Annotated in this window: 19 protein-coding genes; 16 read left to right on the top strand and 3 right to left on the bottom strand. The window is 57.2% G+C overall.

Features of this window, described 5'->3' with window-relative positions; genetic code table 11:
- Positions 1–34: 34 nt before the first annotated feature.
- The 5 genes from WDN46_07025 (at position 35) to WDN46_07005 (ending at position 5,014) form a co-directional block, all read left to right on the top strand.
- Complete coding sequence (locus WDN46_07025) at positions 35–793, top strand: ABC transporter ATP-binding protein (protein MEJ0093177.1); 759 nt, start codon at positions 35–37, stop codon at positions 791–793.
- Positions 759–1,490, top strand: a complete 732-nt coding sequence (locus tag WDN46_07020) for an ABC transporter ATP-binding protein (protein ID MEJ0093176.1) — start codon at positions 759–761, stop codon at positions 1,488–1,490. The genes WDN46_07025 and WDN46_07020 overlap by 35 nt, the downstream gene beginning before the upstream one ends.
- Positions 1,491–1,598: 108 nt before the next feature.
- Entirely contained in the window at positions 1,599–3,104 is a 1,506-nt protein-coding gene (locus WDN46_07015) for an aldehyde dehydrogenase (protein MEJ0093175.1), read from the top strand.
- 1 nt (position 3,105) lies between these two features.
- Positions 3,106–4,095, top strand: coding sequence for an amidohydrolase family protein (locus WDN46_07010; GenBank protein ID MEJ0093174.1), 990 nt, complete (start codon positions 3,106–3,108; stop codon positions 4,093–4,095).
- 25 nt (positions 4,096–4,120) lie between these two features.
- A complete protein-coding gene (locus WDN46_07005) occupies positions 4,121–5,014 on the top strand; it encodes a polysaccharide deacetylase family protein (protein ID MEJ0093173.1) in 894 nt (297 codons plus the stop codon).
- A 54-nt stretch (positions 5,015–5,068) separates the two neighbouring features.
- Here WDN46_07005 and WDN46_07000 read toward each other — a convergent pair whose 3' ends face one another.
- On the bottom strand, positions 5,069–5,854 hold the full coding sequence (locus WDN46_07000) for a GntR family transcriptional regulator (protein ID MEJ0093172.1): 786 nt from the start codon (positions 5,852–5,854) through the stop codon (positions 5,069–5,071).
- Positions 5,855–6,341: 487 nt separating this feature from the next.
- Here WDN46_07000 and WDN46_06995 point away from each other — a divergent pair, with 487 nt between their 5' ends.
- On the top strand, positions 6,342–7,361 hold the full coding sequence (locus WDN46_06995; protein MEJ0093171.1) for an ABC transporter substrate-binding protein: 1,020 nt from the start codon (positions 6,342–6,344) through the stop codon (positions 7,359–7,361).
- Here WDN46_06995 and WDN46_06990 read toward each other — a convergent pair.
- The gene (locus WDN46_06990; protein MEJ0093170.1) at positions 7,325–7,594 is read right to left on the bottom strand and encodes a hypothetical protein; all 270 of its coding nucleotides are present in this window, start codon (positions 7,592–7,594) and stop codon (positions 7,325–7,327) included. The genes WDN46_06995 and WDN46_06990 overlap by 37 nt on opposite strands.
- A gap of 303 nt (positions 7,595–7,897) precedes the next feature.
- Between WDN46_06990 and WDN46_06985 the strand changes: the two genes are divergently transcribed.
- The 6 genes from WDN46_06985 to WDN46_06960 all read left to right on the top strand — a co-directional run bounded on the left by WDN46_06985 (position 7,898) and on the right by WDN46_06960 (position 13,135).
- Complete coding sequence (locus WDN46_06985; GenBank protein MEJ0093169.1) at positions 7,898–9,340, top strand: carbohydrate porin; 1,443 nt, start codon at positions 7,898–7,900, stop codon at positions 9,338–9,340.
- 111 nt (positions 9,341–9,451) lie between these two features.
- Positions 9,452–10,093, top strand: a complete 642-nt coding sequence (locus WDN46_06980) for a reverse transcriptase domain-containing protein (GenBank protein ID MEJ0093168.1) — start codon at positions 9,452–9,454, stop codon at positions 10,091–10,093.
- Between the two features lie 117 nt (positions 10,094–10,210).
- Complete coding sequence (locus WDN46_06975) at positions 10,211–10,360, top strand: hypothetical protein (GenBank protein MEJ0093167.1); 150 nt, start codon at positions 10,211–10,213, stop codon at positions 10,358–10,360.
- A 35-nt stretch (positions 10,361–10,395) separates the two neighbouring features.
- Positions 10,396–11,564, top strand: a protein-coding gene (locus WDN46_06970; protein ID MEJ0093166.1) for an IS3 family transposase whose coding sequence is annotated in 2 segments (ribosomal slippage) — positions 10,396–10,660 and positions 10,660–11,564 — 1,170 coding nt in all. Because the reading frame shifts where the segments join, the coding sequence is not laid out codon by codon here.
- A gap of 184 nt (positions 11,565–11,748) precedes the next feature.
- Positions 11,749–12,408 (top strand): hypothetical protein, encoded by a 660-nt coding sequence (locus WDN46_06965; protein ID MEJ0093165.1) that lies wholly within the window; start codon positions 11,749–11,751, stop codon positions 12,406–12,408.
- Between the two features lie 91 nt (positions 12,409–12,499).
- Positions 12,500–13,135 carry an Abi-alpha family protein gene (locus WDN46_06960; protein MEJ0093164.1) on the top strand — a complete coding sequence of 212 codons (636 nt, stop codon included), beginning with the start codon at positions 12,500–12,502 and terminating at the stop codon, positions 13,133–13,135.
- 208 nt (positions 13,136–13,343) lie between these two features.
- Here WDN46_06960 and WDN46_06955 read toward each other — a convergent pair whose 3' ends face one another.
- Positions 13,344–13,571, bottom strand: coding sequence for a helix-turn-helix domain-containing protein (locus WDN46_06955; GenBank protein MEJ0093163.1), 228 nt, complete (start codon positions 13,569–13,571; stop codon positions 13,344–13,346).
- A gap of 113 nt (positions 13,572–13,684) precedes the next feature.
- Here WDN46_06955 and WDN46_06950 point away from each other — a divergent pair, with 113 nt between their 5' ends.
- The 4 genes from WDN46_06950 (at position 13,685) to WDN46_06935 (ending at position 15,419) form a co-directional block, all read left to right on the top strand.
- Positions 13,685–14,002, top strand: a complete 318-nt coding sequence (locus WDN46_06950; protein ID MEJ0093162.1) for a hypothetical protein — start codon at positions 13,685–13,687, stop codon at positions 14,000–14,002.
- 1 nt (position 14,003) lies between these two features.
- Positions 14,004–14,375 carry a hypothetical protein gene (locus tag WDN46_06945; protein MEJ0093161.1) on the top strand — a complete coding sequence of 124 codons (372 nt, stop codon included), beginning with the start codon at positions 14,004–14,006 and terminating at the stop codon, positions 14,373–14,375.
- Positions 14,372–14,602 carry a hypothetical protein gene (locus WDN46_06940; protein ID MEJ0093160.1) on the top strand — a complete coding sequence of 77 codons (231 nt, stop codon included), beginning with the start codon at positions 14,372–14,374 and terminating at the stop codon, positions 14,600–14,602. Before WDN46_06945 ends, WDN46_06940 begins: the two co-directional genes overlap by 4 nt.
- Before the next feature lie 499 nt (positions 14,603–15,101).
- Positions 15,102–15,419, top strand: a complete 318-nt coding sequence (locus WDN46_06935; protein ID MEJ0093159.1) for a hypothetical protein — start codon at positions 15,102–15,104, stop codon at positions 15,417–15,419.
- Positions 15,420–15,433 lie beyond the last annotated feature (14 nt).

Genomic DNA, 15,433 nt, shown 5'->3' with positions numbered 1-15,433 from the left:
GAGCCGCTATTCTATCGCCGTGGAGGGGACGCCTATGTCAGATATCCTACTAAAACTGGATGGCGTCGGCGTTCGCTTTGGCGGACTGAAGGCCGTCGACAATGTGTCGCTGATTGCTAAGCGCGGCGAGCGGCGCGCCATCATTGGTCCAAATGGGGCCGGCAAGACGACGCTGTTCAACGCCATCAGCGGCGTCGTCCTGCCGACCTCCGGCCGCGTTGCGTTTGAGGGTCGTGACGTGACATCCGCGCCGCCGCACCGGCGCGCGGCATATGGCATGAGCCGCACCTTTCAAATTACCAACCTGTTCCAGAGCCTCACAGTGCGGCAAAACATGGAAATCGCGATTTGGGGATTGGCGCCCTCTAAATTTTCATTCTTCAGATCAAGTTCTCTCACTGCCGCCGAGAGGGAGCGCGCGGAGTGGGCTCTCGGTCTTTCCCGCCTCGGAGCCCGAGCTGATGTTGTCGTCAACGCACTGTCCTACGGAGAGCAGCGTCAACTTGAACTGGCGATGACCCTGGCGACGAAGCCAAAGATGCTTCTCCTCGACGAACCTGCCGCGGGCTTATCGCCCTCAGAGCGCGTGATCGTAGCCGACGTAATCCAGGCGCTCCCATCCGCCCTCACCATCGTATTGATCGAACATGACATGGATCTCGTCTTCTCACTCGTCGACTGGATAACCTGTCTCAACAATGGGCGCTTTTTGGCGGAAGGAACGCCGGCGGAGATTCGAGCGAATGCCCATATCCAAGATGTCTACCTCGGACGGACGCGGCGGGATGCTTGAGATCCGCGACCTTCATTGTGTCTATGGCGATGCTTACGTCGTGCATGGCGCCTCCCTTACAGTCGGAAAGCGGGAAGTCGTCGCCCTTCTCGGGCGTAACGGCATGGGCAAGACAAGCCTTGTCCGATCGATCATGGGCCTGACCGCTCCGAAGGTTCAGGCAGGAGCCATCACTTGGAAGGGTGAGGAATTGCTGGGCCTCAAGGCCCATGAGATCGCAAAGCGGAAGATCGCGCTGGTGCCGCAGGGCCGTAGACTGTTTCCGTCCCTGACCGTGACCGAACACCTTACGATGCTCAAGCCAGTCAGGGCGCGTGGAGGATGGACCATCGATCGCGTATTCGGTCTCTTTCCGCGCCTCGCCGAGCGCCGATCGAACCGTGGAAATCAGCTCTCTGGCGGCGAGCGCGGCATGTTGGCCGTCGGGCGCGCCCTCATGCTCGATCCTGAGTTGATCCTCATGGACGAGCCTTCGGAAGGCCTCGCGCCCATCATGGTTCAACATCTTGAAAGCGTTATCGCGGAATTGAAGAGGCAGGGCCTCGGCATTTTGCTAGTGGAGCAAAACTTCTATAGCGCGCTTGCCGTAGCCGATCGGGTCTACGTGCTCGAGACCGGCAAGGTGGTCTGCGAGGCGGAAGCCTCGGCGATCAAGAAGGCGCCCGAAGCGCTCATCCATCTGCTCGGCGTAGGCTGAACCAAGGGTCACAACATTTATCGAGCCCTCGCAGCTGATCGTTGCAATACGATATCAGCCGTTCAATTCGTTCATGCGACTCCGCTTTGTAATGCCTTGAAGGAAGATATGAAAAACTACACCAGCACACCGCTCGGACTTTATATCGACGGCCATTTTCAGGCATCATCAACCGGGCGTACAATTTCAGTAACGAATCCGAAGGACCGCACTCTTGTCGCCGAAGTCGCGGAGGGCGATGCGGTAGACATTGACAAGGCGCTTGATGCGGCGGAGCGCGCTTTCAAGGTTTGGTCTTCGGTGCAAGCGGCCGGGCGCGGCGACATCATGCACCGAGCGGCCGACCTCCTTGCCAAGCGACTTCCAGATCTCGTGGCGATTGAAGTTGACCAAATCGGTCGACCGCGGCGGGAAATGGAAGCGCAGCTCAGCCGTCTGCCGGAATGGTTCCGCTATTTTGGCGCTGTGGCTCGAACGCATGAGGACACGGCGCCTCCCTTCGGCGGCAACTTCTTAAACTACACTCGTCGCGTGCCGCTTGGCGTTGTGGGGCATATCACGCCTTGGAACCATCCTCTTTTGATCCTGACCAAGAAGGTTGCGCCGGCGATGGCGGCTGGCAACGCCATCGTCGTTAAGCCGAGCGAGCTTGCGCCGATCACTTCGCTTCTGCTGGGCGACATTTTTAAAGAAGCAGGAGTGCCGGATGGCGTGTACAACGTTGTGCCGGGCTATGGCGCGACAGCCGGTCTTGCTCTCAGCTCAAGCCGACGCATCGCGAAGATAGATCTTACGGGGGGCACCGAGACTGGCAAGACGGTCGCCTCGCTGGCGGGACGCAACCTCACCCGCATCGCTGCGGAACTTGGTGGGAAAGCATCTGTGATCGTTTTCCCTGACGTCCCGATCGAGCGTTGTGTGGCTGCGACTCTCTTTGCTTCCTTTATCGCCACGGGCCAAACCTGCGTACAGGGCGCGCGTCTCCTGGTGCATCGCTCCATCCATGACCAAACGGTGACGGAACTTGTCCGCCGGACGAATGCGATCCGCATCGGCGATCCGCAGGATCGCGCGACGCAACTAGGACCGCTCGTATCGGAGAAGCAACGCGATCTCGTCGAGCGTTACGTCGCGATCGGTTTGCAGGAAGGCGCGACGCTCGCGGCGGGCGGCCGTCGCCCAGAAGCCGCTTCTCTGGAAAGCGGCTACTATTATCTCCCGACCATATTCACTGATGTTCGAAACGAGATGCGCATCGCCCAGGAGGAGATCTTTGGCCCTTTCGTCTGCGTGATCCCTTTCGATACCGAAGAGGAGGCGATAGCGCACGCCAACGGCACCGAATTCGGCCTAGCAAACTCGATTTGGACGCGTGATATCAGCCGCGCTCACCGCGTAGCTCACCGTCTGCAGAGCGGCATCACTTGGATCAACGATCATCACCGCATCGATCCATGCTCGCCGTGGGGTGGTTTTAAAATGAGCGGCCTCGGGCGCGAAAACGGCCTCGTCGCCTACGAAGAATACACGCAGATCCAAAACGTCATCGTAAATCTCTCGGACGAGCCGTTCGACTGGTATGCCGACGACCAAACCGAAAAGCGCTATAGCTGATATGAATATCGATATACACAGCCACGTCATCCCGAAGCGCATTGTCGATGCGATGGCCGCCGATCCACGGCGCTTCCGAGCCCGCGTCGAGAGCGCGGGGACCGCCCGCAAAGTGGTGCATGATCAAGGCTACGTCTATTCCTTGTCGCCGGAGTTTCACATGGCCGAGGCGAAGCTCGAGTCCATGGATCGCAAGGGAATCGACAGATCGGTAATATCGCCAGCGCCTCCGATGTTTTATTATTGGGCCGACGCCGATCTAGCTCTCGAGGCGGCGCGCCTCGTCAATGACGGGGTCGCCGACATGGCTGCCGAAAGCCCCGGCCGGCTGCGAGGCATGGCGACCGTTCCAATGCAGCACCCCGACGCGGCCGTGGCGGAGCTGGAACGCGTGGTCCGGGAGTACGGCTTTAAAGCGGTGGAGATCGGCACGTCGATCGAGGGCGCGCAGCTTGCCGAACAACGATTTCGTCCGCTGCTGCGCCGAGCTGCCGAACTTGGCGCATTCGTCTTCGCGCATCCCTACTACGTCGGATCGAAAGCCGGATTGGAGGATTACTATCTGACCAATCTCATCGGGAATCCGCTCGATACCACTGTGATGTTATCCCATCTCATGTTTTCCGGAGCCTTAGACGAGCTACCGGAACTGAAATTGGTCATCGCCCATGGCGGCGGCTTCGCGCCATACCAAATCGGTCGCCTTGTACATGGCCACAAGATTCGGAGCGAAACCAACGCCAAATCTAAATCTTCGCCGGAGGATCTCCTGAAGCGCATCTATTTCGATAGCCTTGTCTTCGACCCGAAGGCATTGCGCTACCTGATCGACCTCGTCGGCGCAGATCATATTTGCATCGGCACCGACTCGCCATTCGACATGGCCGACACGGACCCAAGGGGGACGATCGCCAACGTGCCTGGGATCACTCCGCGCGAAACGGCTTGCATGTGCTGTGGCACCGCGCTCAAGCTGCTGCGCGAAGGATGATGCCGAGAATAGAGGGAACTAGTAAATGGTTTACGATACCGGCTGCAGCGTGCGCGGGCGCGTGAATTACGCGCCCATCCATAGGCGTCCCATGCTGCGCCTGCCCGGCGACGCAAGGGTCGCCGTATGGACGATCGTCAACGTCGAGAATTGGAGTCCAACCGGCGCCATGCCGCGGGCGGTCTTACCTCCGCCGATGGGGCAGCCGCTTCTCCCCGACATTCCAAACTGGGCCTGGCACGAGTATGGGATGCGGGTCGGCTTTTGGCGCTTTCTCGATGCGTTGAGTTCGCGTGATTTAAAGGCGACATTTGCAGTGAACGGTTCGGCTCTCGAGGTCTACCGGGAGGCTTGTGAGGCCGCACGTGACGCGGGTTGGGACTTCATGGGGCACGGGCATGTCCAGAAACCGATGCACAAGGTGGACGACCAGAAAGCGGCGATCGCCGCGACGATCCAAGACATCAAGGCTTTTACCGGAAGGCCGCCGCGAGGTTGGGAAAGCCCAGGTCTCACGGAAACAGATGAAACCCTCGATTTCCTCGCGGAAGCGGGCATCGAATATGTCGCGGACTGGGTTTTGGACGAACAGCCTGTGCCGCTTAAAACGCGCGCGGGGACAATCGTTTCGATCCCTTACACGATCGAGATCAACGACGTCGTAATCAGCGCCGTACAACAGCAGCCCTCAGATGAAATTCTAAGGCGCGGCAGAGACCAGTTCGATCGACTTTACCGCGATGGCGCCAAAACGCCTCGCGTAATGGCGATCTCGATCCACCCCTACCTCACCGGCGTTCCGCACCGCATCAAATATCTCGAGATGCTCTATGACTACATCCTGGGTCACGAGGGCGTGGTGAATTGGACCGGCGCTGAAATTCTCGATTGGTATCGATCACAGGCTACGGGAGACTAGCGTAGGCTGCATATTGCCATAGCCCGATCCGCGCTCAGTGCGGATCGCGGAACGCTATCTTGTCCGGTCATCGTTCGCGCCGCCTCCTGCCGCATCGCTCTTTTTCGCAGGGGTCGCGAAGGCGGCCATGCGCATCAACGAGGCCTTCAGGCTGACGATGTGCGACCGCATCAGCGTCTCCGCTGCCTTGGGTTCGCGGAAGAGAACGGCGTGATAAATTTTGTGATGATCTTCGTGCCGCCGGCGAATGTCAGGAAGTTCGAAGGCGACGACGTTATGAGCCAGCGTTTGTGGGATGCGATTGCATAGTCTCAGGACATCAGCCAAAAGGCGGGAATCTGCGGCTTGCTGCAAAGCAAGGTGAAACTGCACATTGACCGCAGAGTAGCGGCTTCGGCAGTCGGCAGGGCTGGGCGTTTCTGCTAGGAGTTCATCGCCGAGCCGCAGGGCTTCTCTGATGGCCAGATCTTGCTCCGCATTCAACCCTCGCTCGGCGGCGAGCCTGCAGACCAGGCCTTCGCTGAGCGCCCGCATCTCAAATGCGTCTCCGATCTCCGCTATGTTGAAGGCGCGGACAACGAAGCCTCGATTTGGCTCATGATCGAGAAGGCCTTCGCCGGCAAGGGTTTGGAGAGCTGCGCGAATTGGCGTGCGAGAAACCGCCAGCGAGCGGGCGAGCCGAACTTCGTTGATCCGACTGTCCGCAGGCAATTTGCCGTCCAAAAGTGCAGCCCGCACGCTTTCGGTCACTTGCAGCGCACGCGTTTTCGTTTGCGGGGTTACCGGCTCTGGGCTGACGGACTCGAGCTGCGCTTCAAGCACGGCATTTTCAGCTGACATTTGCACCTCCACAGATCCCCAGCCTTCCTCTCTCATGCCATCGTTGCGATGAAGAGGCCAGACATTCCGGAAAAGCCTAGCTAAATACATGTGTGTACAATTTGGCACGAAAAGTGCCTTACTGTGTTACTTGAGTGGTTGTGACCACCCTTTATACGCGTACGAGCTAGGTAGCCAGCATGTACAAAAATCGGGGGCCTGTATCCATCGGCCGAAACGGGCACGGCAATGTCCAGATAGCGGTCGCCAGCCGCGCCGAGACCGCCGTTAGCGGCATCGGCTTTGCGGCGCAGCCCTTGGTCAATGGCTCAATTATCTGCGGCTCGATGGGAGCAAGTCCGAAGCAGCCTTCGCGAGCCAGCCGGAATTACCCACTTAGTAGGATTCTTGGCTTGCGACCTGGGGAAGTAAGCAACGGCTGGCTTCGCAGCAGAACAGCGCCCCGCCTTAACGCCCTAGCCTAAAAAATCACTCGGACGGTCTCATAATGAAAAAGCGACTTTCAGCTTTCCGTATGTTGTCCGTGATGGCGCTTGCCTCATTTTCGACCGCCGCCGCCGGGGCGGCGACGTCAACGACGAAGCTAACCGTCAATGTCTTTCCAGGCGGATTTAACTGGCCGCTCTTTGTTGCTCGCGACAAAGGCTTCTTCGCCACTCGCGGTCTTGAAATCGAAATACTGCCGACCACCGGTTCGGTCATGCAAATGTCCGGGCTTGCGACAGGTAAATTCGACATCGCCATGACCGCTATCGACAATGTCGTCGCCTATGTCGAAGGTCAAGGCGACGCCTCGGTTGGTCGGCAGTCCGACTTCTTCGCCTTCATGGGCAGCGACAGCGGCTTCCTTAGCATCATCGGCGCTCCCACCGTCTCCAACTTCGCCGACTTGCGCGGCCGCACACTTTCCGTCGACGCCCTGAGCACCGGATATGCGTTCGTTCTGCTCGACATGCTGGCCAGGAAAGGTTTGAAGGAGGGCGACTACCATGTCGTCGCGGTGGGCGGGATGGTCCAGCGCTGGAACGCGATGAAGGAAGGCCAACAGGTCGCCACGCTCCTCTCCACGCCCTACGATATCCTCGCCAAATCGGAGGGTTTTCATCAGCTGGGCTGGGCGACTGATACGATTGGGCCTTATCAAGGCAATGTCGCGGCCACTCGGCGCGAGTGGGCGGCGACGCACAGGCCGCAGCTCATCTGCTACATCCGCGCCTACGCGGCCGCGATCGATTGGCTCTACGAGCCCGCGCATCGTGACGAGGCGATTCGCATCCTGCGCAGCAATCTTCCGTCGATGTCGGAGCAACTTGCGCAACAAAGCTACGTCGAGCTGCTTAACCCAAAGGACGGCTTCTTCCGCGAGGCAAAAATCGACGCCGACGGTGTGAAGACTGTCCTGAGGCTGCGCAGCCAGTATCTGCATGGGGGCGAGCAACTCAGCGACGTGGGCCGCTATTACGATTCCAGCTACTGGGCAGACGCTATGAGGCCGGACGCCAAATAAGCAGCAACTCCGGCCTCCGGCCGAGGGATCCCAGCCAGCATGACAATACCCAGGTCTTTCGCATTGGCTGCGAGCGAATTCCGCGATCTCTCGCCAGCTCGACCAACGAAGGCAAGCGATATATTCGGCATCGCCGCCTTTTTGTCGCTGCTCGCGACATATTCGCTCAACGCCAAAGCGTTCTCGGCATCGCCTTCCTTGTCGGCGGCGCGATCGGCTATGGGCTTTTTCATGGTCTCTCCGACGTGGGAGGCGGCGCGCCGCCGACATACCGAACGTGGGCATGTGCCTCGCGGGCGCACTGCTCTCGCTGCCGTAGCGAAGCGGTTGCGTTCGTAAGGCCATTCCGTGACGCACCGTAGCCGAAGCATCGAAGTCGCGGAAAAACATCGCTGATCCTGCAGGCGCCTGGGGGCTACTACGCCTGAGATCGGCTCGTCAAGAGCCAACCGACTTCGCCTCGCATCGAGGCGTAGCCGTCCAGTCGCGCCCTAACAGTCGTTTGTAGGGCTCAAGATCCATACGAGGGGACTATCATGAATATGCATAAAGTATGTTGCAAAGCCGTGATCGCAGCAGCCTCTCTCTGCTTCGGTTTTGCAGCGGAAGCCCAGGAGGGATCCGATATAGGTACAAACGCGTCGCCGTTAACACAGCCGCCCACTCAAGACTTGCCGCTTCCAAACGAGGGATTGTCACGGGGCTATTTCTTCAACCTCCGCCCTCTCGGAGAAGATATCGGCCGGAAATTAGCTGACCAGGGAATCTATCTCACCGGTCGAACGTTCAATGAAGGGTTTGCGAACGTTAGCGGCGGTATAAAGCGCGGCGCCCTCTATGAAGGATTTACCGCATTCGGCGTCGATCTCGACATGAACAGAATCGCAGGCATCAACGGAGGTTCTTTACACTTACTCTTCAATGATCTGAACGGCCAATCGTTTCAACCTTACTCGGGGAGCGCATTTGCAAATAATAAGGTCTTTTCATTAAGCGCCGCGGCTCGGCTTAATGAACTGTCCTATGAACAGCTTCTCTTCGATGATCAATTGGATATCCGAGTTGGACGCGTCCCGGTTGGGACTGAATTCGATACCTCCGAGCTGTATTGCGAATTCGTCACCGGGCTTTGCGCTGTTCCGTCCGGATATGCGTTCACTAAGGGATCTCCCTCGTACCTCACCGCGTCGACGGCCGGCGTTGCGCAGTTGAAGCTACCCTATTCGTTGTACTTCAATGCTGGCGTTTACGAAGACGAGCCTTTGCTCGCGACGCAGCACCATAACGATTGGCCTGGGGAAGACTGGGCGTTCGACAAAGCAAGAGGAGCTACGATCCCGGTGCAATTCGGCTACCGGACGACCTTTGCGACCGATCCGTACCCGAGGGCGTTTGATATCGGCGGCTTCTACGACACGGGTGACTACAGTGATCCGGTGCTCAATACGACCGGCGAGAACCGCGTTCGTTTCGGCGGAATGGCCAAAGTCGATCATGGAAAGAGCGGTGTCTGGCTTCAGGCTCAGCAACTTGTCTTTCGGCCTGATCGAACCTCAGAACGGGGAGTGACTTTGTTTGCCGCAGCAAACTTCACTACAAGCGGTCAAACCAATATTAGCGACGCATTCTTCGTCGGCGCGTCAATTCGAGGGCCCTTTGAATCCCGCCCGAACGATACACTGAATTTCGTCGTCCAAAATATCGGTCTGAGTAATGCATTTAGCGCAAATCTTGACGCCAATCTGGCGCTGCGCGGCATCCACCAGACGCTGAGCCGAACCGAGACATATGTCGAAGTGAATTATGGGCTTGCATTGACGCCCGGCATTACGTTCAAACCATTCTTCACCTACATCTTGGATCCAGATCAATTTGGCGTCGCAAAGCCGACGCCCACAAACACACATGCGGTTTTCGTGGGGGCCGCTATCTCCGCCTTCTTCCCCGAGTCCCTTGGCCTGCCCCGCTTAGGTAAGTAGGTTCGCAGCGCTGGTGCTACGGATTCAATGACGCCTGAAAGCGCCCCGGCAAACTTGCTCAGCATATCAGCCAGCACATTTAGATGAGGAGAAGGCGGCTCGGAAATTGCTGTGACTTGTTATGCCGGGATGCCAGCCTCAAGAGCGGCGGGCATTCCGATTGAGATCAATCCGAACAAATTCGGTATTCCTCAAGGCACCCCGATCAGCAGCGCCCTCTCCAATCTCTATATGACAGAGGTCGATAAGGTCATGGCTGATGCATGCGTGGGTATCGGCGGACTCTATCAGCGTTACTGCGACGATATTTTGGTTATTTGCCCTCCCGATAAAGAGGCCGAGATCACCGCAAAAATCAAAGAAGCCGTCACTCTCCACAAGTTGGAGATTAAGGAAGAAAAAACCGAACGTGCTTTGTTCGGGCCAAGCGGTGATAATATTTTCCAATATCTCGGCTTCAACTTGTTCTGGGGCGGCGCATCGATTAGGCCGACCTCACTTGCGCGGCAGTGGCGCAAAGCCAAGCGCAGCATCGCCATCACAAAAAGGCACGGCGAGAAAGCAATTGCTCAAGGTCGGGCGACGATAATATTCACAAAACGACTTCGAAGGCGATTTCAGCCGGTCGGCGTCCGAAATTTTTTGAAATATTCCCGCCGCTCAGCGCGAGCACTCGGATCTCGTACGATAGTGCGGCAAGTTCTCCGATTGGAGCGTATGGTGGACCAGGCGATCCGCGATCTTGATGAATAGGCAAATCGCTGTTTGTGGCCGAGTACGTCTCCAATGCGGCGCCAGGAGTGGACATGCCGCCGACGCAGTAGAGCGGACCGCCGCTCACGTGTAGCTCCCGTTAAGGCATACGTTTCGATGTCAATGCTCAGGGTCTATCGATACGATGATTGGCAGTTCACCGAAGGTGACGTCGTCACGCCCCAAGGCGACTCTTTCGCTACGCTGACCGATGATCAGAAGATCGTGGAAACTGTGGTCTGCCCCCTGAAAAGTGATCCTCCGTGAAGTATGGGCTTATGAGCCTGATGGAGGACTGCGCAATGCCGAGGAAAAGACACAAGGCGGAAGAGATCGTCGCGAAGCTACGGCAAGTCGAAGTGCTTAGCGCGCAAGGGCGACCGGTCGCGGAGGCGATCCGCTCGATAGGGGTGACGGAAGTTACATACTATCGATGGCGGTCGGAATACGGCGGCCTGAAGGGCGATCAGGTGAAGCGGCTGAAGGAGCTGGAGGCGGAGAATACGCGGCTCCGTCGAGCGGTGTCCGATTTGACGCTTGAGAAGCTGATCCTGAAAGAGGCTGCCTCGGGAAACTTCTGAGCTCCGCGCGTCGTCGCGCCTGCGTGGAGCATGTGATCGCCGAACATGGCGTTTCCGAGCGGTTCGCTTGCCGGGTTCTCGGTCAGCATCGCTCCACGCAGCGCAAGGTTCCGACCAAGCCCGATGACGAAGCGGCATTGATCGCCGACATCACGGCGCTCGCCATCCAGTACGGCCGCTATGGCTACCGCCGCATCACGGCGATGTTGTGGGAGCGAGGCTGGAAGGTCAACGTCAAACGGGTCGAGCGGATCTGGCGACGCGAGGGGCTGAAAGTTCCGGCCAGACAACCCAAGCGCGGGCGTCTCTGGCTCAATGACGGCTCGTGCGTCCGGCTGCGCCCGCAATGCCCCAACCACGTCTGGTCCTATGACTTCGTCGAGGACCGCACTCATGATGGCAGGAAATATCGCATGCTGAATATCATCGACGAATTTACCCGCGAATGCATCGCGATCAGGATTAACCGGCAGCTGAAGGCAGCGGACGTCATCGACGTTCTCTCGGACCTCTTCATCTTGCGAGGGGTTCCGATCCACATTCGTTCCGACAACGGCCCGGAGTTCATCGCCAAGGCGTTGCGTGACTGGATTGCCGCCGTCGGCGCGAAGACCGCCTACATCATGCCGGGCAGTCCCTGGGAGAACGGCTATTGCGAGAGCTTCAACTCGAAGCTGCGCGACGAGCTTTTGAATGGTGAAATCTTCTACACTCTCAAGGAGGCGAAGGTCGTCATTGAGCGATGGCGACGCCACTACAACACCGTGCGCCCGCACTCATCGCTGGGCTACAAGCCGCCAGCCCCGAAGACCCTGCAATGGCCGGCTTCGCAATCCGGACCAGCTTCGCCCGCCACGCCAGCAATAGCGCCAGGGCCGACAATGCACTAACATTCAAACTGGATCACCCCATGGGGGCAGGCCAGCAAGCCGCGCCATCTGCCGCTCGCCCAACAAAAACAAATCACTCATCCCAGCCTCCCCATGCGGAGACCAGGAATCACATCTCAGGCAAATTTAATAGGTCCTGAGCCTAGAAGACGCTTTCAAGACCGGATTTTTGTCTCCCATTTCGATGATGGCGCTTAGCGACGAGAAGAAAAACAGTATCGCAGAAGCTGTTAATAAGAAAATGAACGAGCAATATGTAGGAACGGATAGGCCAGAAGAAATCACCCCCGGTACCATAAATAATATTTTGTTATACATTTTTGGGAAAATATACGACGCGTCCGCCGAGGACCTTAGCGGCCGTTCACCAGACGAAATAGGCGCGATAAACTCAACGCAGATCTATTCTAGATCCGCCGAGCTTTGCGAAGACGGCTACCTTCGCGCAGACTTTGCGTCAAAATTGGTACATTTGCTAATTCAGGGCGTGCAGTTCTTCCCTAATGAGACGGTGCCGGCAATGTCCATTGTTAAATTCCACCCGCACACGTTTCAAATCGTCGAGGTGCTTAAGCGAATAGCCTTTACCACTATTATAGATTCTAACCGGTTGAAAATGGCGGAGTTCCGAGGAACCGAAATTATTAGTCAAATATTCCAGGCATTGATTAAGCAGCAAGGCAAGAAACTACTTCCAAGTGACTGGCAGACTATTTATGAATGTAGCGAGTCTCGTCACCGAGCGGTCTGTGACTTCATTGCGGGCATGACAGATCGCTACTGCATAGAATTTTACTCACGGCTTGTGGGGATTAACGCACCATCAATCCAAAAACCCTACTGAAAGACTTAGGCCTGAGACGGCCACCCTGTCGCGAGCGTGTAATCTTAAGCCTCGCGATGTTATAAAGTTCGCACCACGGGCACCCAAACCAATGGACACAACTGGATTGCCGACAGAAGCTCAAGCGAAAGCAATCGAGGAAACGGCGAAGTTCGGCCAAATTGCAGTTACTGAAGGCGCGGACCTGGCTCGCTTCATTGGGAGAATTCTTGGCACAATTCCTGAGGACGCCGTGGGCTTAGTCCTAGGCGATCCCCTACGTCTCGTCCGAACCGTAATCGCTGCGCAATATGATGTCCTACTAGATGCTATTCTAAAAAGGCGGAACGTTTCGAAGACGGAGCCCGTCAGCCCGTCCGTGGCTATCCCGCTTCTCCAGGCCGCTTACGACGAAAATCGTCCGGAGCTTCAAGAGTTGTGGGCGGAACTAATTGCTACGGCGCTGGATCCAGCTCGATCGAAAAATCTACGCCTTTCGTTCGTTTCTAGCTTGAAACAGTTGGATCCGTTGGACGCCCTTGTTCTGAGGTGGGTCAATGGCAAGGGCGGAGGCGCGGCGACCGTGACGGTAAGAAATGGGATAATGCGTGAATTTGACCTCAGCAGCGATGAAGTCGCTGTGTCCTTCGAGAACTTGTCCAAGGCGGGTTTTTTGGGCAAGGTCACCGCCTCCGAGAGCGCGATGTCAGCGTTCGGAAGGGAATTCATACGGGTAGTGTCAGACTAACTTTTTCGAGTTTATTTTAACTCCGAGCATTCCTGGGCGGACGCCCACGCATCGCGTCAAGGCACAGCGCTCGGCGTCGACGGCTTTGATTTGATCTCCAGCCTGCGGTTTTTCCTCAGTTCTATCGGGGTCGACCGCGGGGCGTTCGAGGTTAAACTCGTCTGCGATTGTCGGCCAAAGAGTTTGGTACGCAAATACCTGTCGCTGCTTAATCCTTCCGCAGCCTCACGCCAGGCCCTCCGCCGTTCTCGGCGATGAATTCGACGCCGGCAGCCTCAAGGGCCGCTCGAATGGCAGCAAGATTGTTGTCGATTGGCGTTGAACGTCCCGCCTCGAAGTTTCGAACGGTGCTCAACCCCACCCCCGCAGCAGCGGCCAGGTCAGCTTGGGACAGTTCAACAAGACCGCGGCCAGCGCGCGATTGGGCAGGAGTCATATGACCTCTCATAACGAATATCGTTCTCTATAACGTTTTTCGTTTGACAGGTCCACAAATAACGAATTAGCATCACCATAACGCAAATCGTTATAGCGCTAGGAGCAACCACGATGCCAAACAGCACAGTTCCGGCAGCCGATAGCGGCTTGCCAAATCTCAATCACGGAACGAAAGACCAGAAGCCATCGATGGCCGAACCCGCCCAGCTCGCGCGTCAATGGCCGGATTACATCGACGCTGAGCTTGCCATCGACCGCACCCAATCGCTCATGCTCATCGGAGGGCTTGCGGCGCGGAGCCTCGAAACCGCTTTCGGCGGCGAGCGGGAGGCGATGGAAGAGCTGTTTACGATGGCGCTGGACCAAATCACGACAGTTAAGACGTGGTTCCACGAGTTCATCACCGAAGCCAAGCGGGAGGGGCTATGACATGACGAGGAACCTCGAGGCGTCATTCAAACTCATCGGCTTTATTGAAGAGCACAGAAAGGCCCGCCTCTCGATCAATGAGGCAGAGGAGCGCCAGAAGGCCATCGAAAATACCCGCGGATATATGTCGGACTCCCAAAGCCGCGCCCTCTATGACGAGGCAACCAAAGCCTTCAATGATGGGGTCAGCGGCTATGACAGTGCCCTCAAGTCTATTTGCGAGCATCGGTGCGCGGAGCCCGAGGACGAGCTCATGAGGCTCAGATACCTGGCCGAAGCCGCTGCCGCCTACGGCTGGCCGGATTCAGGAGTCGACACCGACCTTTTTAAACCTTTGCTCGACGGCGTCCGCGAAGGGGAGGGCCTAAAATGACGAAAAATACCGTGCCGTCAAAAACCGAGTTGCACGAGTATGACTTATCTGACGCCACCGTTGACGTGACCAACCTTCGCAATCTGTTGGGAACAATCAATGATTTGGTGGCGGAGATGGATCTCGGCAGCGGTGCTAACCGAAATCACGCACTTGCGCGTGTTAATTCGCTTCTGAGAGTGGCGGAGGATTTCGCCGATCATATCCGCGAGAGGGCCGAAGCATGACCCAGCCGCTTCACCGGACGCTATGGGCGCGCATTCGGATTTGGGTCGTCATGGGCTTGTTGGGTCTGGCCGCTCGGATCACCGATGACCTCGAAAGGACGTGCAGCTGGCGCTGATGTTCGGCAGATACAAACGAGAACCCCCGCCGGCACGGAGAGCGGCGGGGGCAGTTAAACTTAACATACCGGATCACGATCGTTGGGCCTCGAAGAGAGTCTCATGCAAAGACATCAAGGGGGTGGCGAAACGGTCTGGCTCCCCGCGGGTGTGTGAGTCCCGCGATTTTTGGCCGGGCGAGACCTGCTGTGAGCTCCCCCAGCCAAACTTGCTATGCGGCCAGCATCCATGGCGTGCGTAGCGGCAAGATTTCACCGCGAAGGAAATGTGTTGCAGATGTCGCGTTTCAAATGCTAACCATAAGTTATGATATAACGTTACGTAGGCCATTACCGACAGTGAGGCCAGGGCGGCGGACGCGCCCTATAGGCGGGAGAATGCAATGAAACCGGCGGTTACAGGCCTCAGAATAACATCAACGGTCCTGTATGTGCTTTCCATCGGGGCCGCACTACGCGACCTTGAATTATCTGCGGTGCGCGGCGGTCCAAAGCCGTGGTTGGATTACTTTTGGATCGGAAGCGGCATACTGTCCCTGTTCTTGGCATTCTGCGCTGAAAAGATGGAACAGAGAATCGCTGTCAACGGCCAGGACGAACAGGCTGTTGAATCGAAAACTGCTTTATTCGCTAGATTCATAGCCCTCCCCGGCAAAAGTAGTTCGGATGCAGCCTCTCCCAATGCCACCCCTGCGGAATAAACGCAGTCGCGCGC

This window comes from Methylocella sp. (assembly GCA_037200525.1).
Taxonomy (GTDB): Bacteria; Pseudomonadota; Alphaproteobacteria; order Rhizobiales; family Beijerinckiaceae; genus Methylocapsa.
The sequence above is the reverse complement of the archived record's forward strand: the minus strand, read 5'-3'. Positions and strand labels throughout refer to the sequence as shown.